The 21195-nt window shown below is 66.4% G+C and carries 22 protein-coding genes; 4 read left to right on the forward strand and 18 right to left on the reverse strand.

Annotated elements, in window-relative coordinates; all coding sequences use genetic code 11:
* Positions 1 to 138: 138 nt before the first annotated feature.
* From BN13_RS06220 to BN13_RS06255, 9 genes are all read right to left on the reverse strand, one after another.
* Complete coding sequence (locus BN13_RS06220; protein WP_048545310.1) at positions 139 to 2763, reverse strand: ATP-dependent DNA helicase RecG; 2625 nt, start codon at positions 2761 to 2763, stop codon at positions 139 to 141.
* A gap of 73 nt (positions 2764 to 2836) precedes the next feature.
* Positions 2837 to 3739, reverse strand: a complete 903-nt coding sequence (locus BN13_RS06225; RefSeq protein WP_048545312.1) for a hypothetical protein — start codon at positions 3737 to 3739, stop codon at positions 2837 to 2839.
* A complete protein-coding gene (locus BN13_RS21015; RefSeq protein WP_456152383.1) occupies positions 3736 to 3936 on the reverse strand; it encodes a zinc finger domain-containing protein in 201 nt (66 codons plus the stop codon). The genes BN13_RS06225 and BN13_RS21015 overlap by 4 nt, the downstream gene beginning before the upstream one ends.
* A 251-nt stretch (positions 3937 to 4187) precedes the next feature.
* Complete coding sequence (locus BN13_RS06230) at positions 4188 to 4586, reverse strand: hypothetical protein (protein WP_048545314.1); 399 nt, start codon at positions 4584 to 4586, stop codon at positions 4188 to 4190.
* Positions 4587 to 4719: 133 nt separating this feature from the next.
* Complete coding sequence (locus BN13_RS06235; RefSeq protein ID WP_048545316.1) at positions 4720 to 5004, reverse strand: hypothetical protein; 285 nt, start codon at positions 5002 to 5004, stop codon at positions 4720 to 4722.
* A gap of 8 nt (positions 5005 to 5012) precedes the next feature.
* Entirely contained in the window at positions 5013 to 5462 is a 450-nt protein-coding gene (locus tag BN13_RS06240; protein WP_162199926.1) for a hypothetical protein, read from the reverse strand.
* Positions 5459 to 5830 (reverse strand): hypothetical protein, encoded by a 372-nt coding sequence (locus BN13_RS06245; RefSeq protein WP_157038469.1) that lies wholly within the window; start codon positions 5828 to 5830, stop codon positions 5459 to 5461. Before BN13_RS06245 ends, BN13_RS06240 begins: the two co-directional genes overlap by 4 nt.
* Positions 5831 to 5854: 24 nt before the next feature.
* Positions 5855 to 6391, reverse strand: coding sequence for a hypothetical protein (locus BN13_RS06250; protein ID WP_048545323.1), 537 nt, complete (start codon positions 6389 to 6391; stop codon positions 5855 to 5857).
* Between the two features lie 165 nt (positions 6392 to 6556).
* Entirely contained in the window at positions 6557 to 7627 is a 1071-nt protein-coding gene (locus BN13_RS06255) for a hypothetical protein (RefSeq protein ID WP_048545325.1), read from the reverse strand.
* Between the two features lie 47 nt (positions 7628 to 7674).
* Here BN13_RS06255 and BN13_RS06260 point away from each other — a divergent pair, with 47 nt between their 5' ends.
* From BN13_RS06260 to BN13_RS06275, 4 genes are all read left to right on the forward strand, one after another.
* Positions 7675 to 8937, forward strand: coding sequence for a vWA domain-containing protein (locus BN13_RS06260; RefSeq protein ID WP_048545326.1), 1263 nt, complete (start codon positions 7675 to 7677; stop codon positions 8935 to 8937).
* Positions 8938 to 8943: 6 nt separating this feature from the next.
* On the forward strand, positions 8944 to 9138 hold the full coding sequence (locus BN13_RS19550) for a hypothetical protein (RefSeq protein WP_048545328.1): 195 nt from the start codon (positions 8944 to 8946) through the stop codon (positions 9136 to 9138).
* A 172-nt stretch (positions 9139 to 9310) separates the two neighbouring features.
* Entirely contained in the window at positions 9311 to 10528 is a 1218-nt protein-coding gene (locus BN13_RS06270; RefSeq protein WP_048545331.1) for an AAA domain-containing protein, read from the forward strand.
* Entirely contained in the window at positions 10525 to 11682 is a 1158-nt protein-coding gene (locus BN13_RS06275) for a P-loop NTPase family protein (RefSeq protein WP_048545333.1), read from the forward strand. The genes BN13_RS06270 and BN13_RS06275 overlap by 4 nt, the downstream gene beginning before the upstream one ends.
* 175 nt (positions 11683 to 11857) lie before the next feature.
* Here BN13_RS06275 and BN13_RS06280 read toward each other — a convergent pair whose 3' ends face one another.
* The 9 genes from BN13_RS06280 to BN13_RS06325 form a co-directional block, all read right to left on the reverse strand.
* Positions 11858 to 12370, reverse strand: a complete 513-nt coding sequence (locus tag BN13_RS06280; RefSeq protein ID WP_048545335.1) for a hypothetical protein — start codon at positions 12368 to 12370, stop codon at positions 11858 to 11860.
* A gap of 19 nt (positions 12371 to 12389) precedes the next feature.
* Entirely contained in the window at positions 12390 to 13640 is a 1251-nt protein-coding gene (locus BN13_RS06285; protein ID WP_048545337.1) for a hypothetical protein, read from the reverse strand.
* Positions 13637 to 16072 (reverse strand): M23 family metallopeptidase, encoded by a 2436-nt coding sequence (locus tag BN13_RS18275; RefSeq protein WP_053079740.1) that lies wholly within the window; start codon positions 16070 to 16072, stop codon positions 13637 to 13639. The genes BN13_RS06285 and BN13_RS18275 overlap by 4 nt, the downstream gene beginning before the upstream one ends.
* The gene (locus tag BN13_RS18280) at positions 16069 to 16593 is read right to left on the reverse strand and encodes an HNH endonuclease (RefSeq protein WP_053079741.1); all 525 of its coding nucleotides are present in this window, start codon (positions 16591 to 16593) and stop codon (positions 16069 to 16071) included. The genes BN13_RS18275 and BN13_RS18280 overlap by 4 nt, the downstream gene beginning before the upstream one ends.
* The gene (locus BN13_RS06300; RefSeq protein ID WP_048545339.1) at positions 16590 to 17042 is read right to left on the reverse strand and encodes a hypothetical protein; all 453 of its coding nucleotides are present in this window, start codon (positions 17040 to 17042) and stop codon (positions 16590 to 16592) included. Before BN13_RS06300 ends, BN13_RS18280 begins: the two co-directional genes overlap by 4 nt.
* 7 nt (positions 17043 to 17049) lie before the next feature.
* Complete coding sequence (locus tag BN13_RS06305) at positions 17050 to 17601, reverse strand: hypothetical protein (protein WP_048545341.1); 552 nt, start codon at positions 17599 to 17601, stop codon at positions 17050 to 17052.
* Between the two features lie 10 nt (positions 17602 to 17611).
* Positions 17612 to 17944, reverse strand: coding sequence for a hypothetical protein (locus BN13_RS06310; protein WP_048545342.1), 333 nt, complete (start codon positions 17942 to 17944; stop codon positions 17612 to 17614).
* A 386-nt stretch (positions 17945 to 18330) separates the two neighbouring features.
* Complete coding sequence (locus tag BN13_RS06320; protein WP_048545345.1) at positions 18331 to 19419, reverse strand: hypothetical protein; 1089 nt, start codon at positions 19417 to 19419, stop codon at positions 18331 to 18333.
* Positions 19420 to 19704: 285 nt separating this feature from the next.
* Positions 19705 to 20496 carry a hypothetical protein gene (locus BN13_RS06325; RefSeq protein ID WP_157038470.1) on the reverse strand — a complete coding sequence of 264 codons (792 nt, stop codon included), beginning with the start codon at positions 20494 to 20496 and terminating at the stop codon, positions 19705 to 19707.
* Between the last annotated feature and the right edge of the window lie 699 nt (positions 20497 to 21195).

Genomic DNA, 21195 nt, shown 5'->3' on the forward strand with positions numbered 1-21195 from the left:
GGCAGGAAGACCACCGTCACGGTGGAGCTTGCCGTTGACGTACCAGGACTTGGACCCGTCAGCGTCGATTCGCGTCGGGAGCGCTTTTTCGTTGCTCATACCGTTCCTGAGCGCAGCCCGTCCTCTCCGTTGGTCGGCTCAGGCAGAGCGGAGGAAGTCGGCCTGATCTTCGTCGAGGAAAGCGTCGACTTCGGCGCGCAACGCCGGGTGGGCGTCCAGGTCGGGATCGTGTTCAGTCAACGCGATCGCGTCCTCGATGGCGTTGCGCAAAATCTCGGTGTCAGCGGTAATCGACGCGATCCGCAGGGTCCGGCTTCGGCCTGACTGCGACCCGGAGGCGACGTCGCCGCCGCCGCGCAACTGGTAGTCCAGCTCAGCCAATGCGAACCCGTCAGTCGTGGACGCGAGCGCGTCGAGTCGCTGTTGGGCCAGGCTCGTTTTGGGGTCCGCCACGATCAGGCACCGGCCAGGATGCCCACCGCGCCCGACACGGCCCCGCAACTGATGCAGTTGCGCTAGACCGAACCGTTCGCCACCCGTGATGACCATGACAGTTGCGTTGGGGACGTTGACGCCGACTTCGATGACGGTGGTGGCGACAAGGACGTCCAGGTCGCCAGCGGCGAACGCCGACATGGTGGCGCGGCGCTCTTTCGCGTCGTCTTTTCCGGTGATTGTCCCTACCCGAAGGCCGGACAGCGCGCCCAACGACAACGACTCGGCGAGAACATGCGCTGCCGCCGATTCGCGGGTCGCCGACGTCGCCAGCGGAGTGACGACGAACGCCTGCCGTCCTTGGGAGACCGCGGATCGGATCGCCGCCCACGGGTCATCACCGGGGCGGCTCGGGTCGACCTCGCCAGCGGCGACGACGACGGTGGCGACCGGCTGGCGGCCCGGCGGCATCTCGTCCAGAACAGACAAGTCCAGGTCGCCGAAGACGGTCATGGCCGCGGATCGCGGAACGGGGGTAGCCGAGGCGTAGAGGACGTCCGGCATGACTGACCCTTTCGACCGCAGCGCCGCCCGTTGCTCCACCCCGAACCGGTGTTGTTCGTCCACGACCACCATCGTCAAATCGTGGAAGGCCACCTTGGCGTCGATCAGCGCTTGCGTCCCGACCACGATGTCGATCGAGCCGTCAGCGAGACCGGCGAACATCGCTTTGCGCGCCTTGCCGGTGACCTTGTTGGTGGCGAGAGCGACCGTCACCGGAGAACCGTCCGGTTTGGACAGGCCCGCCACGGCGTCACGGATGTCCTCGAAGTGCTGGTTCGTCAGTGTCTCGTTCGGAGCCATCAGCGCCCCTTGACGGCCTGACTCCACCGCCATCAGCAGCGCCAAGACGCTGACGTCCGTCTTCCCCGCGCCGACGTCGCCTTGCAAGAGCCGCGACATCGGGCGCGATGTCGTCATATCGTCGCGAATCTCCGCGACGACCCGCTTCTGTGCGCCGGTCAAGTCGTATCCGCGACCGGCCAGGAATGGTTCTGTCAGCGCCCCTGTGGGGGTGTGTGCGCAGCCAGGTTGGGCGGCATTCGCGGCGCGGTCGCGGCGAATCACCAGTTGCAACCGCAAGAGTTCCTGGTAGGCGAGCCGGTCTCGACCGGCCTTCTTCTCTTCTTCGGTAGCAGGGTCGTGAACCATCCGGAAGGCGTCGGCCAGCGACGGCAGCCACCGTTTCGCCAGAAACTCCGGCGGCACCGGGTCGACCAGGTCGGTGACCCGGTGAGCAGCCTCTTTCACCGCGTCAAAGACCGCCCAGGTCGTCAACCCCGCCGTCCCCGACGCCGGATATACCCCGATATACCTGCTCGACGTCGCCACCACTGGCTCGACCGTGGGATTAGTCATGGACAGGCCGGTGAAACCGCGCTGCGAGGTGAACGTGGTCAATTTCGCGCCGCCGAGAACGACGCGGGTACCGTCCGGTATCCGCGATCGCAGCCCGCGGACCCGGAACCAGGTGACCCATATTTTGGTTCCGTTGTCGTCCACGATCACCGCCTTCGTGCGCGAGGCGTTGACGTCCAGATTGGTGACGGTGCCCACGATCGAGAAGTCGGCACCGGGTTGCATTCCCGCAACCGTCGTTCCGGTCATGTCGATGTATCGGCGGGGCATCGTGTGCAGCAAGTCCGACACCGATTCGATTCCCGTTGCGGCCAGCGCCGACGCGGTCGCGGGGGTCACGCACCCCAGAACATAGGTTGGCGTCCCCATCAGGCCGACCACGGTGCGGTCGTAGTCCAGCGGCGGCGTCATGTCGTGGGTCTGCTCGGGGTTGGCGGCGACCCAGGCTAGGACGGGCTCAGGGACGGCGCACCAGCCGACCGGAGCGCCGCCCCTGGTGACCACAAAGGGGCTTGTCAGCCAGGCCCGGTCTCCGCGCCGCCAGACAGCGGTCGCGGGGATTTTTCCTCGCAGGTAGGCCAGGCCGCCCAGGCGCGGGTAGACAGCGACCGTCATCATCCGTTCGCCCGGCTCCCCCACCGCCAACGGGGCCGCGTGCGAATCCACGTCGGCGGCGTGGCCGTCCGGTCCAAGCACGCTCCGAAAGCCTGCCTTGGCGAGGATCGCGGCGACGGCGCGGCCCCCGAAATCGAAGACCGTCCACGCTTTCGTGTCGTTGTTCCAGACCGCCTCGGGCAGGGTCTTGACCCAATCCCGTAACGGCATACCGGTCACCGCGTGCGCGTCGTCGAAGCCGAATCGTAGCTCGACCCCAGGGGTCAGCCACGTCCCGACAAGTCTCGCGTTCACGCCTAGTTGCTCGACTTGAAGGCTCTGCCGGACGTGGCGACGACGACGCGCAACCCTTTTCGCAGTTGCGCGTTCAACGCTGCCTGCCATCGCGCAAACGGGGGCGGGAATCACCGAGAGCCTTGGCCTCTTCGTCCAGCAAGATCACGCGGCCTGAATCCTGCGCGGCCAAAGACATCACGTTCAGCCCGCCGTCCGGTTGGGGGAGCAGGCACGCGGAACGGTCAACCAGACCTTGGATGACCAACATCAGCCGCATGAAGTGTCGACGCTTGGCGTCCGCGAGACTTTCGGCTCGGACCCAGGCCGCCGACCCCGGTTCGAGAAGAACGCCGCGGTCGGTGAACATGGCCGTGAACTCGTCCACGCGAGGGACGATCCGCGCCCCGGTGTTCAACTCGCCCCCCGTGACCAGCAGGTAGACCCGCTCGCCGTTACGGATGATCCAGTGGGGGCGCTCGTTTTCGGCCATCGCCGTGGCGTTCGTCCAAGCGTCGCCGTAATCGCGACCCTGGCGAGACGGCTTGACCACCACGATGCACCGCTGGTCCGGCGCGACCCGGTCCAGGTTCTCCGGAGCGGACACCAGCCAGTCCAAGAAGTCGCCCATCGACCGGAAGTCGACGCCCCCGCGGTCGAGCAGAGCCAGCGATTCCTCGTCGGCATACAGCACCGTCGACCGGATCACCAGCGGGGTCTTCGCCGGGGCCGGAGCCCCGTCGCGCAGCAGGACAACATCCTCGTCTCGACCCAGGTACAGGTCGATCGTCTTCTCGACCTCGGCCAGCCGATTCAGCTCGGCCTTCACCGGGGCGGCAGCGGCCTCGATCTCGGCCATCTTGGCCCTAAACTCGGCCTTCGCCGCGTCAGCCTGACGTTGCAATTCCAGATGTGCCGCCGCTGTCTCCGCGTGAGCTTTAGCCGCTTCCGCGCGGGCGTCGATCGCGGCCTGTCCGGTGGGGACGATCTCGTTCATGGCGTCTCTGAGCGCAGTCGGGCGCCCCGATTGGCGTCCTGCCACAGCCGCACGGCGCGGTCGATTCGTCCAGAATGCGGCAGCGTCGGCCTTCTCGTCCGGCGGGTGACGCACGGCTCATCCGGCGTCGCGCCGCAGGCGTAGCAGTTCGCGCCCAGGGCGAGACGGTCAAGAGCGGGATTCCGACCAACGGTCATGTCTGCGTTGAGCGCAGTCAGACGGACGGGCTGTCCTGCATATCGGGTTTCCGGGACGGGCCACCATCGCCCCCGAGAACCCTTGACGGCGCTGGCTGGCCGTCCTCATAGTCTCCGGGAAGCCCGGACAGAGTGGAGTAACCGTCGGGAGTAGTGTTCGAGATTTCGACCGGCTCGGCTCGCTGCTGAGGGGCGAACTGCCCACCTTGGCGGGTTCCGCGGGCGCGTGGGCGCAGTTGCGTGCTCACGTTTTACGTTGCGGGCGGGGCGTAGCTCCGGATGGCTGCGATGTCGGCGGCGAGTTGCTTGATTCCCGCATGGACGATTTCGCGAGTCGAGCGCGGCTCGGTTATCCGAAGGTTGCGGCGATAGCCCCATTCTGCGCAGCCCCGAGTTGGGCCGACTATCCGGAAATCGTTGTCCAGATGCTTGGCGATGTGCATGCCGTCCTTTGCTGTGCCGTAACCGAACTCGATGCCGTCGCCGGGCGGAACCCACTCTTCCAACGTCGACTGGACCTGGCTCTCGATGTTCGATCGGAATCCCATCCAACCCGGTGCGTCGAGCGCGTTCTCTTCCTCGATCGACAGCGGGGCACCATGCGGTCCGTCCGGGTGGAAAATCATCAAGTCGACGTCGGCGTCGGTCAACCCTGCCCACCCCTGCGTGCCTTCGAGACGGTCGCTCGAATCGAAGTTTGACGTCGAGCTCGCCGCGGCGCATGGTCGTGAACTTGCCGCCAGCGTCGCGGTCGTGCTGGGCGGGGTTGAAGGTCGTCATGCCCTAGTTGCGGGCGGGGCCGACTTTGTTGACTCCGCGCAGACGTTTGATCTCTAGGGTCAGCGCGTCGACTTCGTCGTACAAGGCAGAGATCGTCCCTCGCTGGAACTCGACCTCGTCCTCTAGTTCTTCCAACCCGGACTCGGCGCGCCACGGGTGCCCGGAGGCGTCCAAGATTGCCGGTCCGTGCTGGACGATCAGGTCCAGCACGTCAATGGGGGATACGGCGCGACGGATGTCGTCGACAATCAGCGCGATCTCGGCGCTGATTGGTCCACGGAAAGGCATTACGACTCCTAGCGGGTCTGAGGGCGGGCGGTGTGGCGCTCGCCGTCGAGGACGTCCCCAGTCACGGCGGGCGTGCGTCGGACCATGCGGGCCCAGTCCGGCGGGATGCGGAAAGTCGTCACGTCGTTGGTCGTTCGGACCTGCCCGGACCGATCGATCATCGACATCCGGTCGGAGTAAGCGAACAGGAGACGGGTGTTGGCGTCGCTGTCCGGCAACACGACCTTGGCGTAGCACTGCCAGAGCACTCGGACGGTGACCCCGTCCAGGCTTCCGGACGCCACGATGCCGGTGCGGTCGTCTGCCGATCCGTCCAGGAGGGCCACCAGTTGCTCTTCGGTGGCCCGGTCGAGCGGGGTGCTCGTTCCGTCGACGCAGCTCTGGCAGTGGCAGCCAGGGGCGTCGACGCGGTAGCGGTTCGTGTTCATGACGTCGCTGAGCGCAGTCAATGGTGTCAACTGGCCGGACCGAACTCGACACCGGGAGACGGCACAGTGATGAGTTCGCCGTCAGGACCGAACAGCGAGACCGGCTTGCCCGGTGTCGCCACCACGCGAACCATGCCTCCCGCCTTCTGCCACTGCGCCAGCCGGGCATGCAGTTGGTCCATCGCGTGAATCCACGGCAAGTTGTCCGCGGCGCTATTCCACGCCGCAGCAAGGTCCACCCCCGACAACGAAACCAGGCGGTCGTCCGAGTCGCGACCGATGCCGCTGGCGTCAAGAATGTGGGCCACCACCGCGCCGTGGTGGGCGTCGATGCGGGCGATCGACCCGGTGACGTTCAAGGCCACGTCCGGGTCGTCGGGAGTCGAGTAAGGCTTCATGCCGTCTCTGAGCGCAGCGCCGAATTAGCGCGGGCCGAAGACAAGAATCAGCGCCACAATGAAGCCGCCGCCGAGGACGCCGTTGCTGACGAAGTACCACAGGCCGTGATCCATCCCATCGCACGCGATCCCCCAGCGCGTCGCTGTCGGCGGGTGTTCTTCGGCGAACTCCCCGTCGCGGACGCCTCCGACCGCGAACGCTTGGACCGGCTTGGAGAAGAGAACCGCGCCATGTCCTTCCACCACCAGCCGTTGGCCGTCCTCGCAGGCCCAATACGAGGAAGCGTCGGATTCGTCAGTGCTCAGGCGAAGAGGCTCCGAGGTGGCGAGACACGTCGACAGCGCCGTTGCCCGACAGTCACCCCGGTCGGACATCAGGATGGTTCTGGGCGCGAGCACGGCCAAGACGGCCATCGGCGCGGCGACGAACCCGAGAATGCCCCACCACGGCCCGAAAATCGCGCCGACAAGCCAGCCGTCGAACGACAGCGCGGCGAAAACGATCTCCACCGCGAAAGAGAAGCTGTGGATAGGGACGTAGCGGACGCGAATGGCAGTCATGCCGTCTCTCGCCGCAGCGGCCGGCGCTGCGGCGAGAGACGGCTTTTCGGAACCGCCCAGGGGACGAAAATGCGTATTACCGTCCCTTGGCTCGCCCCGCCTGCCGGATGCGCCGATGAGCCGTCTCGCGCGCCGCCTGCCGAACACAACGACAGATACCGCCACTTAGCGGGTCAGCGCCCCGGCTAGAGAAACAGCCAACGGCACATCGCGCACGATCGGGGGAGCCTGCCGGTCGAGGAAGACGGGACGGCGAACCGGATTCGGCAGGCGGGTGAACGGCGTCTCGAACAGGCCGAACGAGCGCTGCCGCCCCTTCGTCACGGCGCGAATCATTTCCAAGAGCCCTGTCGAGGCGCGCAAAGTGCCGGTCTTGGCATTGAGCGTGCCGGTCAGCGTCACCGTCATCCGGCCGTCAGAGGTCATCCCGAACGAGTCCACGCGAGCGAGGCCGACCCCGCCGAATCCGGGCACAAGGACGTGAGCCTGCTTGCCCATCTTCAACTTGGTCTGCGAATCCACGGTCGCGACGACCTGAGCCCCTTCGGCGGCGACAGGGGTGACCAACGTGGTCTCCCCTGTCAGCATCGCCTCATACATGCCGATGACATCTTGCGCCCGGTAGGCAGCCGTCATCGCGCCCGCGATCGTGACATAACGGTATTCGGCGTTCGCGCTCCGTGACGTCAGCGCCCGATCGACAGCAGTGTTCGCGGGGTTGACCAGGCCGGACAGCGGCGGCACCACCGGCGTGCCCGAGAAGACGCTGCTGATCTGTTCGGAAACGTCGACGAACGCGCGCCGCACGAAGGCCGTCCGCTCAACCGGGTCGGTCGGCAGCCACCATTTGCCGTCCAAGGCGTCAGCAAGCGAGACGACGAACGGGTTCCCAAGGACGCCGGACACCGCCTTGACTCGTCGCCGCCACGACATCGCGATAGCGGGCTCCAACCCAGACGCGATCGCGGCGGCAGTCGTGTCGCGCAGCCACATGTCGATTGCGCCGGGATGCTCAGCGACAACCGACACTCGATACGGCCACGCGAAATCCGCGCTCGGGGAAGGAAGGTCGTCGAGGTTGGCGACCTTGCCGCCGACCGTGACAATGCGCACGATCTTGGCGGCGGACGAGGTGGACGTCCACGGCAGCACCCACGGGGCGGACAGGCGTTGCAGCGGGGCCTGCGGTGTGGATCGTTGCCGCTGGGCGGCTGCATAGTGCGAAAGAGTCTGCATGACTGCTCTGAGCGCAGCGGGGCGGCTCGACTGCGCTCAACAGGGTCATGCAGCCTCTCACTCCGGAACAATCCGTCACGCTGTCGCGGTGGCGGGCGCGCGCGCTACAGACCACCCCGTTCTATGCGCCGATCCTCTTCGCCCTCCGACCGGTCAACACCACAGTCGTCGGATCGTTTGCCGTGGACGAGAAGTGGCGGCTCTACATCAACTTCAACGCGATCGAGGCCGACCCGGACTTCACCGACGATATGTGCGCCCAAGGACTGATCCACGAGTGCGGACATATCGTCGGCGACCACTTTTCCCGGACCAGGGACTACATGGGGGCGCAGCACCGGAACGTCATCCTGCGCAAATTTGCCAATATTGCCAACGATATTGCCATCAACGATTGGCTAGCTGAGATCGGGCTGCGAGAACTCGCGGATTACGGGTACACCTCATCAAAGATGGGGCTCCCGCCGCGCCAGACCCCCGAGGTCTACTACGACCTGCTGACCAAGAACCGCGACGATGGCGACGACGACGGGGCACCGGAGGTCATCGACGGCTGCGGGCAAGGCGGCGGCGGTGTCGACGTGCCCGGCGGCGACCTGGCCGACGCGGTGGACAGCGGAGTAGACCCGATCAGGCAGCAGGCCGTCATGGTGTCCACCGCGAACGCGATCCGAACTGCCGACCCGAAAATGATCGGCTCGGCCCGAGGCGACTTTCTCGACACCATCACCGGGACGATCGCGCCGAAACCGATCCCGTGGCAGCGCATTCTGGGCGCGCACTTTCGGCGTGCCGCGCATCGTGTCGCGGGAAACACCGACGTCTCGATGCAGCGCCGCAACCGCCGCCGACCCGGATTCGTCACCCCCAGCGGAACCACGGTGATCCTGCCCGGATATGTGCGCCACGTCGCCGACGTCTTGTGCATCCGCGACACCTCCGGCTCGATGGGGGAAGAACTCGCCGAAGCGACCGCGCAGATTTCTGCCATCGGTAAGCAACTCGGCATCGACGGCGACCATCTGCGGTTCGTGGACGCCGACGTCGACATCTACTCCGTCAAACGTCTGCGAGCGGCGACCGACCTGAGCGAGATCTCCGGTCGCGGAGGCACCGATATGGCGCAGGCGATCGTCTCTGCCGTGGCCGTCACGCCACGCCCCGACATCATCGTCGTCATGACGGACGGGGCAACCCGCTGGCCGGAACACCCCGTCGGCGTCCCCGTGATCGCCTGCCTCATCCCGGCAGGGGGCTATCGCCCCCATGATCCGCCGTCCTGGATCAAGACGGTCCGCATCGCAATGTAGGCCACTGTGCTCAACGAGACCATGTATCGCGTCCACCTCCACGATCTTGACGACCTACACGACGCACTCTCCGTCCTGTGGGATCACGGACTGCGCGCGACGCTCACCTTCTCGGACGCCGACAAGGTGGTGGCGACAGCACGCGGCGAGCCAGACGGCGACGTCCGCTACGTCAGCGTCGAGGGCTCCGGATCGCGATAGCGGACTGGCTCGACGCCGCCGCGGCCGACGAGTGGGCGCACGGCCCCCACTGTCTGACCCCTTGCGAGGACTGCGACGACGACCCGCGCGCCGCCCACGTCCGGCGGGCGCTGGCTGTCGCTACGGTCGTCTTGGCGGCGTCCGGGACGGAATCGCTGCGCTCAGAAACACCATGAAGTTCAACCCCGACCTCATCCCGGTTCCTGTCGCCGCCGCTGCCGAAGATTCGTCGCCGGGGGAGGCGTGGGAGCCGCCCCCTTTGGAAGCCGGAAGCGTCACGGCTCAAGTCGTCGCCTCCGTATGGCGCGGGGAACGGTGCGTGATCGTCAACTCCCCGCCCGGTGGTGGAAAATCGCGCCTGCTGACGCACGCCGCCGTCTGGCTGGCCCTGAAAGCCGGACTATCGGTGTACGTGGCCGCGTTCACCACCGCCCAGCAGGATGCCCTCCTGGCGCGGCTGGCTGAGATCGCCCCCGCAGGCTCCGTCAGCAAGCGGACGGCCCACGGCCCTGGACACATCACCGTGTCAACGATCGCCGCCGCCGCCTACGACGCGGCGAAAGGCGACAGGGAGTTCGACGTCATTCTGGTGGACGAGGCATACCAGCTCACCGTCACCGACGTCATGAACGCCGCTTCCGGGGCAGAGCAGATCGTCCTGGTCGGCGACCCCGGACAGATCGGGCCGGTCGTTACCGCCAACACGACCGCCTGGGACGGCATGGCGGTGCCGCCGCACACGCCGTCACCGACAGCGTTCGCCAAAGACGCGCACCTGAACCCACTGATCTTGAACCTGCCGGACACATGGCGGTTCGGGACGGAGACGGTCGAATTACTCGTCCCGCTCTACCCTTTCCGGTTCGGGACGATGGCGAGCCCCCCGCTTATCTTCGACGCGCTCGGCGACGTCCTTCCCGAAATCGGTCAAGCCGCCGTCGCAACAATGGGAGACCTCGCCGACCTCGCCGTCGCGCACCTCGGCATGGCCCTGTCGACCCAGCCTTGGGGGCGACGCTCGACCGTCGCCTCCGACGTGGCCGTGGTCGTCTCTCGCGCCGCCCACGAACGCGAACTCTTAGCGATGTTCGGTGGCATGGGGCATACCGACATCACGGTCGGCACCGCCGACAAATTGCAAGGCGGACAGTGGCCGGTCGTCATCGCCCTAGACCCCATCGCGGGCGAAGAGACGTTCGGAGGTCACCAAACCTCGATGGGGCGCCTCGTCGTGATGACCTCCCGGCACAGCGCCCGGCTGACGTGGGCGCACTCGCCCGCCGCGACTACCCGGTTGGCCGACGAAGTGGGAGGGCTGCCGACGCACGTCCGGCGCTTCCTCGAAGCCAAGCCCGCCTTTCCGTCGACGCTGCGCTCACACACGCCATGAGTCTCAATAGCAATCGGTCCATCGCCGCCCACCCGAACACCGTGCTGCGCGTATTCGCCGCCGCGATTCAGGCGCAACACACCGTCAATTTCGTCGGTTCACCCGGCGTCGGGAAGTCGACTCGACTCGCGTCCCTGGTCCGTTCGTGGGGCCTGTACTTCGACTCGATGACGCTAACCAACATGGAGCCGTCCGACGTGCTCGGAAACCCGACAATCTCGCCGACAACGACCATGCACGACGGGAGCGTGCATCGTGTCGAGTCCACCTCGTTCGCCACCCCCGCGTGGGCGATCCGACTCGACTACGCCAGTCGGAGCGGGGTGGCCGTCCAGTTCGTGGACGAGTTTTCGTGCGGCGGGGCCGTTCACAAGGCGTTCCTGCGGGTTCTGTCGGAGCGAGTGGTCGCCGGAACCTGGCTCGGCCCCGGAGCAGTCTTCGTCACCGCGATGAACCCAGCCGACGAAGCCGTCGACGGAGCCGATCTGGCCCCACCCACCGCGAACCGGCTGATCCATCTGCCGTGGGCTTTCGACGCCGACGCCTGGCTTCAAGGGCTCAGCGTCGGATTCGGCAACCTGCACGAACCCGGCCTGCGCGACCTGACGGTCGACAGCTACGACAACCGGGTGAGAATGCGGGCCGGAGTCGCGGGCTACCTATCCGCCAACCGCGCCGCGATCAGCCCCGGTGTCCCCAGCAATCCCGTGGACGCTGCGGGCGCGTGGCCGTCCCCGCGCACCTGGACGATCCTCGCCGACGTCTTGGGCTGGATCGACCCGCGCAACCTCGACGCGATCCTGCTCGCCGCAGTCGGCACCGTCGGACAAGGGCGGGCAGTCGCGTTCTTGGAGTTCTACGGCCAGTTCTCCTTGGTCGACCCGATCGCCGTCCTTGCAGGGCGCGAGAGCGTCGACTGGACCGGAACCCGACCCGACGTCCTCTACGCCTTCTGCTCGTCACTGGCGGCAATCGCCGTGGACCGCGCCGACGCCGCCACCTGGGAAGCGGCCATGGACGTCTACGCGCAAGCAGCGCACCGCCCCGACGTCATCGTCCCCGCCGTGCGCACCCTGCTTTCGCGCACGCCGCGCGGGGCACGAGTCCCGGAGCGACTGCGCTCATTGTTGTCGAGCGTCGCGGTGGCTGCCTAAGCCGCGAACGCCCCCCGGCTGTTGCCGTGATCTGGTCCTAGACCGGAACACGGCACGGCGCGTGTCTGTCGGAACCGCACGGATTTGACCTCTTTCGCCGCGGCGGTGACAGGGCACGGGCTGGTTGCCCCCGGATACTCGGTTTCTCCTAGCCGAGTCCGGGGGCGGCACTCTTTTAGGACACCTTCTCGTAGGTCATCACGCGCCAGACGCCTTCGTCGTCCACGATCATCCACAGCGTCAACGCGCCGTTCGCGAACTCGGCCCGAACCTGGGCAACTGGCTCCGACGGGTCCGTCAAAGTCACCGTCTTAGCGGCCCCAACGGAGACATTCTTGACCTCAACGGTGGTCAGCCGCTTCGCCAACGCCGGGACGGTGAACTTCCCGACACGACCCGGCCAGTCTTTTGTCTTGGTGTCGGCGTACTCGCGCGCGAACCCGCCCGCAATCGACATCGCGGCCTTCCGGTCACGGATCGGCCAATCCCCCGTGTCGTCGCCGGTCACGGACGGAGACGAACTGGTTGACGGCGTCGTTGACGGCTTGGACGGGGTCACGCTGGGCGCGAAGGTAGTCGGCGGCGAGGTGGGTGTCCGGGACGCCCCGTGGTGGGTGGTCTGCCAGATCAGCATGAACGCGAGCAATGCGAAGCCGATCCCGTACAGAATCTTGGTGCTGGTTTTCATCGTGCTGGCTTCCTTGTCGTCACGCCGAGATGTCGAGGATGAGCAGTTCCGCGCCGACCCTCAACGTGGTGCTGGACCCGCCGGTCTCACCGGTCTGCGCGGCACTGTTGGCCGGGTTGAAGATGGCAACCCGGCGCGCGGTCCCCCAGTTGATCGTCACGCTCGCCGGAGGCGGGCTGAGCCGTTTCTTGGACTCGGGGACGTAGATCGCGACATCCCGCCACACCGCCATCAGGTAGCGGCCAGCCGCCGACTTCACGACGACGGTGTGCAGGTCGGCGGGACCGGTGACGGTCCGGTTCAAGACGCCCACCGAGCCGGAGGCCCCGCCGCGACGGATCACCGACAGCGTGTTGGCAATAGCGTGAAACTGTTGCTTGGGTCGCAGGTTGAAGTCGACCAAGCCGAAGTGATCTTCCCGGTCAACCGTGGTGCCAACATCGGCGAGTTGGTAGAACGAGAGTCGCTGCACACCCAACTCGAAGTAGGAAAAGATCGAGCGCGGCGCATAGACACGAGCCACGTCTTCGGGGGTCGGGTAGTGCGGCCCCGTCCATTCCATAGACGTGTGCCAACCCGTTTCGGTGACCACAGACGGCAGTTCGCCGCAATTGATCGCCGCCCCCTGGACGCTCTTGGCGGCCTTCTGTTCCGGGGTATGACCGCCGGGGTAACAGTGAATGTTGCCGAGCGTCGTAAACGGGACCATCAGCCCCAGTTGCTCGTAATCCCTCATCGACGCCATGCTCGGGGCCACCACGTCGAGTGCCCGCAACTCCGGCGTCGACTTCACCGCCCGGTAGACCCGCGCGTGGTGGGCAGCCAATTCGGCACCCCAACCGGGGCGCTCAGACAGATTCCACTCGTTCGCGCCTTCGACGGCGATCATGTAGGGGACCAGGCCGCCGGAGACGATCTGAGCGATCTCCGGCTCCGGCCCCGTAGCGTCTGTCGGCTCCCCGGCGATCGCCTGAATCTTGATCCCCCGCGAGCCGTAGAACGACAGTTCGTCGGCTCGCCCACTGATCTCGTTCGTGCGCATCCACGCCACTCCGAGAGTGCGCATCGCGGCATACAAGTCGTCTTGCCGGTTCCACGGGGCCGTCGACCCCGTCTTGGCGCACACGCCCGTGAAGGCATTCAACGCCTCCCACGAACGGTAAGACGACTCCGGTGTTCCCGCCGAGCCAGCCGAACCGGCCCCCATCAGGAGCAGGCCGGTCGCCAGGCCGCCAGAACGCAGCATCGTGCGTCGGTCAAGAAGATTCATAGCGTCACTCCGTGAGCGGCGAGGATCGGGATCGGGTCGACAGGCTCCCCGTCTTGCCGGAGCTCGAAATGAAGGTGGTTGCCCGTCGAGGCACCAGTAGTGCCGACGGTGCCGATCGGGTCACCCGCGTTGACGACCTGCCCAACCGTGACCGAGATCGCGGATTGGTGACCGTAATACATCACCAGTCCCCCACCGACGTCGATCGTCGTCAGATTGCCGTAGCCGCACCCGCAATCACCGGCCACCAGGACGGTGCCGGCCGCCGCGGCCACGATCGGGGGCGTCGAGGCTCCCGTGCCCATGTCTTGGCCTGCGTGGAAAGTGCGGATGCCGGTGATCGGGTGGATACGCCAGCCGAACGGCGAGGTGAGAGTGTAGGAGCCGACCGGGAGCGGGTTGACCCAATCGCCTGTCGTCGGCGTCGATGGGCCGCACGAGGTCGCCACCGTGTTCTCGGTCGAGGTGATGTGGACCGACTGGTCGTGCGTGTGCGCGTCGATCCCACCCGTCAGCGCCTTCCACTGCCCGATCGTGTCGTCCAGGTGCCAATACCGGCCCTTCCAGACGACATAGGCAATGCGCAACTCGGCGGCGTGCTCCATCGCGTACTGGGCGATCTGGTCACCTTTAGCCGAGTCGGTGCCGACCACGAAGTCGATCGCGACCCCGCCAGGGTGCTCAACGAAGTAGTCCGTGGCGACATAGCCGACATACTCGGTGACATCGAACATGGGGCCGATCACGTCGGCGGCGTGCTGCGCGAGCGGCTGCACCGGGCCAACATCGACGACGGGGTCGGTGACCGGGGTCGATTCGTCGGTGATGGTGATGTGGACGTGATCCTTATGGTTGGCCGTGTCCCCGCCCCGGTCCTCCATCGGCGACCACTGGCCGACCGGATCGCCTGCGTTCCAGGACCGCTGATACCAGAGGATGTACTTGATCTTTAGCTCGGCGGCGTGCTCCATCGCGTACTGCGCAAGGGCGTCACCTTTCGCCCGGTCGCTGAACACCATGAAGTCGGCAGCCGACCCGGACGGGTGGTCCGGGTACGGGTCCGATTCGCGCCAGCCGTAGATCGTCTCGATGTTGAACATCGAGCCGAGAAAGTCGGCGAGATACTGCGTGGCGGGTTTGACGGGGCCGATGTCGTAATGCTTGGTCGTCCCCGGCGGCGGTGCGGTGCCATTGATCGTGGCGACCAGCAGTCGCGCGTCCGGCTCCCATCGGTCGTAGCCGTCGGGGACAGCGGACCGCTGCACCGCTTGGGCGGCCTCGCCCGGAGGCATCGACTCCCAGCCGGAGATGTCGACCAGGCCGGGGTTGGTGGTGTGGTCGGCTAGCCCGTAGAAGGCTTTACTCGACAGCACCGGGTCCATGATCTGCTCCGGCGTCCCCCAGCCCGTAGAGGGACGCTGCTGAAACAGGCCGAGCGAGTCCCGGTCGCCGTGATCCAGGTTGACCAGCGTCGACTCGGCCAGGGCCGCCATCAACGCGATGACTTGGCCTTGCTCGGGGATCGCCAGGCTCTTGCCGGTGTTGACGATCGTGGTCGCATTCGCCATCTGCTCGGCAGTGATGGTGAACGACAGATTGTCCGGCAGCGGCGGTGCTCCGGTCGTCGGGCACGACCCCGGAATGGTCCCCGCGAGACCGAAGCGCCACCGGATCGCCAACTCGACAATCTGGCCCGCCCACGTCTCCGACGCCCCCGTCAGCGGCAAGCTGGCGATCGCCGCGCCATACGGCTCGCGAATCAGAGCGTCGGAGACCTCTTGGTCGGGGAACGTCAGATTCCCGTCCGGGTCCAACTCGCCGCCGGTGCCGATGTCGGCTTTCGCGTTGTAGCCGTCTTGATCTTCCAAGGCGTTGCGCATGGCCGCAGCGACCCAGTCCGAGGACGCTTCCAGGTCTTCGCTGTCCGTTTCCGACAAGCCATCATCGAAGGCGGTCTGGGCGAACCCGTAGGCGCCTTTCTGTGCTCCGGAGGCGTGCTGGACGGCGTAGACCGCGGCCAGCATGTGCCACGGGACGCCGCGTTCTTTCGCCGAATCCATGATGACTTCCAAGTCGGCGGAATCGACCCCGGCGTCAAGAACCTGCTGCGCCGAGACGCCTTGCTGCTGCGCTTCCAGCCCCGATCGAGCCCCGCCGACCAGCGACATCATCAAGAAGAGCTGCATCGCCCCGACCAGCAGGCATGCGACGACGATCGCGGCGAGAAGCTGCCGTCCTCGCCTACTTTTCAGCAGACCCTTGGTCGCCCCGACGGCGGCACCCGCCAGGCCCGCGGTTTTCGCACCTTTCAAGGTGTCGACGGCGACATTCTTGGCGTCGGCGACATTCTTGGCGTCGGCGACGATGCCTTCTTTGCCGTCCGGCTTCGCGTCCTGCTCGCCAGCGGCGTCAGCAGGGTCGTGTTCGCTCATACCGGGCTCCATCGGCATCCGGGGCGGCGGCAGGCCGCGGCGGGGGCATACCGCCGTCGACGGCGGGCGATGCCGCGAGTCGCCATCCTGGACGGCATCCGGGCACTCTTGCGCAGGTTGTGCGGAGCGCAAGCCAGCACCAGGTTCGCCGCGTTGCTCGCCCCGCCGCGAGACCACGGAATCCAGTGGTCGGCGTGCTCGCCGGGGCGACGGCACCGACCAAACGGGCCAGTCATCTCGCACCGGCCACCGGCCTGTACGCGGGCGGCGTCCTTCAATTCCGGCGGGAACAACCGAATGGGGTCTTTCGTCGTCCGTCGGCCCCGGATCGTCCGGTCCAGGCGCGACAGCACCAAGAAGGTGACGATTGCCGCGACCAGCAATCGAGGGTGGGAATCGAGCAGACCGGCAAACCACGCCGACCCCGGAATCCGGGGATGGTCGAGCGCGACATCGCGCAACAAGTCCGCGACGGTGTCGGCCAGAGAGCCGAGGACGTCAAACGCGTCATCGGTCGTCATTGCTGGACACACCGGCCTTTACGGACGTCGTACTCCATCGCCGGAGGACCGAACGGGGACACCGCCGTCAGCAGGTAGTCGCCCGCCGTACCCACGATCGTCGCCTCGCCTTTGCCGCCGGTCATCCCGTCAGGACCGACAACAGATACGTTGACGGCCCAGGTCGGGATGCCGGTGACGGTGATCCTGGTCGACCCGCGGCAGGACAGCCCGATCTGGTCGGTGTAGATCGTCGTGGTCGAGGTGGCGGTCGAGGTGGCGGTCGAGGTCAATGTCGTCGTCACTGGTACGGGGGTCGTGACTGGGGGCGGCGATGCAATCGACTGCTGCGACCATTTCGCCCCGGCGACGATGAGCGACGCCAGGACGAGCCCCGCGGTCAAGGCAGCACCGAGCGGGCGCACCAGCCACCAGGCCGCTGCGCCCGCTCGACGCTCGATAAGGCTCATTGAAGGATTACTCCGAGTTCGGGTCGGTCGCTGTCGCGAGACGCCATCCGCCGTGAGAGTCGTCGGCCAGCCAGGGCGTGTCGCCGGAGGTGTCGATCCACTCGTCAGGCTGGGCGGCAGGCCGCGGCAGGGCGGCATGCCGTTCCGGCTCGACGTGGCCGTCCATCAGGTAGCGCCGTCGCGTCAGCACCCACCGGCCTTCCATCGGATCGACTTCTTGCCCCCGAAGGAAGAACCGTCCCGTTCGAGACCGATTCCGCATCCGGTCGCGGATCATCTGCCAGTAGAGCAACCGCAGACCGGATGCGGACCGGCCACGAAACAAGGCGACAGTGGCGGCCACCGTCGCTGCGAACGGGATGACGGCGTAGGTGCGCGACACCCCGATCAGCGAGAAGATTCCGGCGGTAAAGCCGTACACGCCGATACCGAGCACCGCGCCCACCGCCAGGGCGCCCCAGGTGCGCCGTGGCAGGTCGACCGTCTTGAAAACGGCACGCCTCTCGGCGGCTGCCCCGGAGAGCAGCCGCGTCAAGTCGAAGACGATCGGCCCGGCCACGGATCAGTCGTCAGTCGAAGAAGCCGAGAACGAAGTTCACGATCGCGTCGGCGATCTTCAAGGCAAACGGGAGGATGACTTCGGGAGCCAGAAGGAGCGTTCCGGCGACGAGCGCGCCCCAGAGCTTGCCCATGCCTTGGCCGCCCATGCCTTGGCCGCCGAAGCCTTGCCTGCGCTTCTCCCAGATGAGTCCGGCGATCGCCACGATGACGACAATGGTGCCGATGACGGACATCAGCCGGGTGATGTCGGTGCCGAACGCGCCCGTGAAGGCGGACCAGATGGTGGCCCACTGGCCGTGCATGTCGACGGTGGTAGGGGTGAACCCCTTGGGGATATTCATGCGAGTTTCTTTCTGCGAGATGAGGTGTGTTCAACCAGCCCTATGCGGCAGGATTTTGTTTTCGCGGCGCGAACCGCGTCAGTCGGGGCAGGGGGACAGGCGTCGACCGGCCATCACCCCCGCCAGCCAGGCGACTTGACTATCCGCGCACAGCCGGTCGCGGACCTTGTCGGACAAGTCGAAGCCAGTCCGATGAGCCAGAAAGCGGTCCCACGGCGACGGCGAATCGGCCAGGTGCGCAGCCCCGCCTACCCCAACGTCGATGACGCCCGCTTGCGGGTCGACGTCAGGGTGGGCCGGAGGGTGACCGCTCGCGAGACCGACCGGCTCTCCTTTGGGGTGCCTCGCGAACCGTCCGTCGGCGTCGCGGCGGCGCTGATTCGTGTTCACCAAATGTCACCCCAGTCGTCGGCGTCGGATTCTGCGGCGCTCTCTCCGAAGCCGAAGTCAAGGTCGTCCCAAAGGAAAGCGTCGGCGGGCTGGGTGCGGGCCGTCGGCGCGGAAGCGATGGACGCCAAAAGCGCCGACAGCCAGATGTCTTTGCGGTAGGCCGGGAAGTCTTCGAGCAGGTCGACCACGGCATCCTTCTGGTCGATCGTCAAGTCCCCGAACGGCGCAAACAGGTCGCCCGCGTCATCCCCCCGGTTGTGCGCGTCCAGCCAGGAATCCAGCGCGCCGTCTTCGGTGACGGCCTTTCGCAGGCGCGTCGACCGCTTCGCTCCGACCGCGCCGGGCACGGGGACTGGCGTGTGGGGGCGACGCTCTGCCAACGCCGTGAACGCGCTGCGAGCCACCGTGGCGCGTCGAACGCCGTCGCCGAGCGAGGTCAAGACGGCAGCGCCCGTCGAATCGGCATCGAAGGCGTCGTCGTCCACGGGCGGGGCGGCGATCGTCACCCCCAGTGACTCGCTGTTCGGGTTGCCTTCGTCGCTCGCGGCATCGAGCGACGTCACTGCGCCGGACAGCAGCGCCCCGGTGCGCACGCCTGCCACCGCGTCCGCGCTGGGACGCATGGTCGCCGGCGTCGCCAGGCGCGTCTTCTCGATCATGGCGTCGAACTGGGCGGGAGTCAGGGTGACCCCTTGGGCGACCAACTCCGCGCGTCGGGCTTCGCAGCGCGAAATCAGGCTGGAAGCCCGAGCGACCGCGCCGCGACCATCCAAGCCGTAGTTGCGGATGGTGGCCCGGACGTAGCCGCCGACATTGTCGACCGGCTCTAGGCCCTGGTCCCGTCGGCGCTGGGCGTTCGCCAAAAACTCCAGCACGGCGTCGGCGGCAATGTCATCGACCTGATCTGCGAACTGAGTCGGACGCAAGCGGGCGAGACTGCGGGCGTGCAGGTTGGCGGCGCGCAAAAGCTCCGCGGCTCCGGCGTCGTCCATCACCAAAGGCGCGGACTCGCCGCGGGTTCGGGCGGCGAACTGGCCGCCCGGCGGGGAGCCAGGCGGCACGCGGAACGGAATCGTTGCGGTCATGCTGGTATTGCGGGCGGGGCGTCTTCGGGGACGCGACGGCCATTCGGAAGCAGATCGCCGGGGAGGTCCGGCGGCTCTGGGGCGTGACCGGGGTAGCGCCATGTCGCCTCGGCCCAGGCGTTGGCATCGCGGCCCGCCAGGTACAGGTCCGGGTCGTCGGCCAGGTCGCTCCCTAGTGGGGCCGATTCGCTTCGGGGGGCGACAGCGAACCGGCCCCCGAACGGGGTTCCTCCGGGCTGACGTCGGTGAGTGGTGACGGCCATGCCGGTATTGCGGGCGGGGCTTTTAGGCGTCGACGAAACGGTTGAGATCGCCACGGATGGAGGCCAAGGTTTCGTCGGGCGCGATCAAGTCGCCGGGGCCGGAGGCGGCGACGATTTGCATGGCTTCCGACCATCCGGTGCGGTCGTCCAAGGCGAGTGCCGCGACGGCCGCGATCCCCCGAACCAGGTCCGCAGAGACGGGGGCGGTCGCGTGGTCGTCAATGGTTCCGGCGAGGGCTTCCGCGCTCAGGCTGCGTCCCTGCTTGCGCAGTTCTTCGACCGTCTCGACGGCGATATTCGCCGAGTCGTCGATGTCGCCGAAAAGGTGATGGAAGTCGATGCTGTCCAGGTCGTCGTCGGCGGAACCGGCGAGCCAATTGGCGACGCGCTGGCGGTCGGGTTCGACGTCCAAGTCGAATCCGGCGGCGGCGATCATGTCGACCCACCCGTCGTCGTCGTAGACCCCGGAGAGGGTGACGTCGAGCAGGACGCGGACGACCCACGTTTCGTCGTCTTCGACGGTGACATTTCCGTCGACGTCGTAAGTGGCGATTCGAGTGGTGAGTCGCGGCGGCAGCCACAGCAACGGGTGCCATGCCGAGTCGACATTGACCCCCGTTCCGCGAGGTCCGTCCGGCAGGATCGGAACCAGAGTGGACGACATCGGGGTGAGCGCGACGTCGCCGACGCCGAGGCCGAAGTCGGCGCAGAAGCGTTCCAGCAGGGGCGGCAGGTCGAGCGGATGCACGGGGGCCAGTAGCGGGGCTCCGGCTTCGTGCCCAGGTCGACGGCGGGGAGCGGTGGTGGTGGTCATACTTCGCACCATGCGGCACAAACTCTGACACCGCGGCGCGAACCTGTTCCGGCGGTTGCCGAGGCACGGGAAGCGCCAAAGACGGCGTCGAGAAAATCCGACGTCCGAAAACGTCGGCAACTGGTGCAGCAACCCACCGTTGGTCCGTGGCCTGCCACGGGTCTTGCGGGCGTCCCTATGCCAGGGACCACGGGTGCGTTCGTGTCGGTTGCTTTGGCCGTTCCACGCCGCTAGAGAGGTTCACAGGCTGGATCACAGTTCGCCCGATTGTCAAATCATCCCCAATCGAACACGGTTTGGAAATGACTCACGTTGACTCACGCAAATCCCGGATGAGTCAAATCGAAAGTCAAATCGAACATGCAGGTCAGAGGCCCTTTTTACTACTACTACTACTACTTGACTCATTTGACTAATACATACATACCCCCTGATGCGGGAGAACATTTATATTCCCTGGATTCGGTATATATGTTCTCTCTACAAGGGGGGGCTATGTTTCGCATGAGTCAAATGAGTCAAATGAGTCAACAGGCTCCTGACCTGCGTGAATACCGGGTATATGGTGGGCATTTTCGATTTATTTTTGACTCATTTGACTCATGGGAAAAACCAAGGGGTCTCCATACCCGTCGGACGCGCGCGCGTGATACACCATCGTGAACACAACGTGTCAAGCGTTTGTGACCTACATCACTG

This window comes from Nostocoides jenkinsii Ben 74 (assembly GCF_001046875.1).
GTDB classification, from domain to species: Bacteria; Actinomycetota; Actinomycetes; order Actinomycetales; family Dermatophilaceae; genus Nostocoides_A; species Nostocoides_A jenkinsii.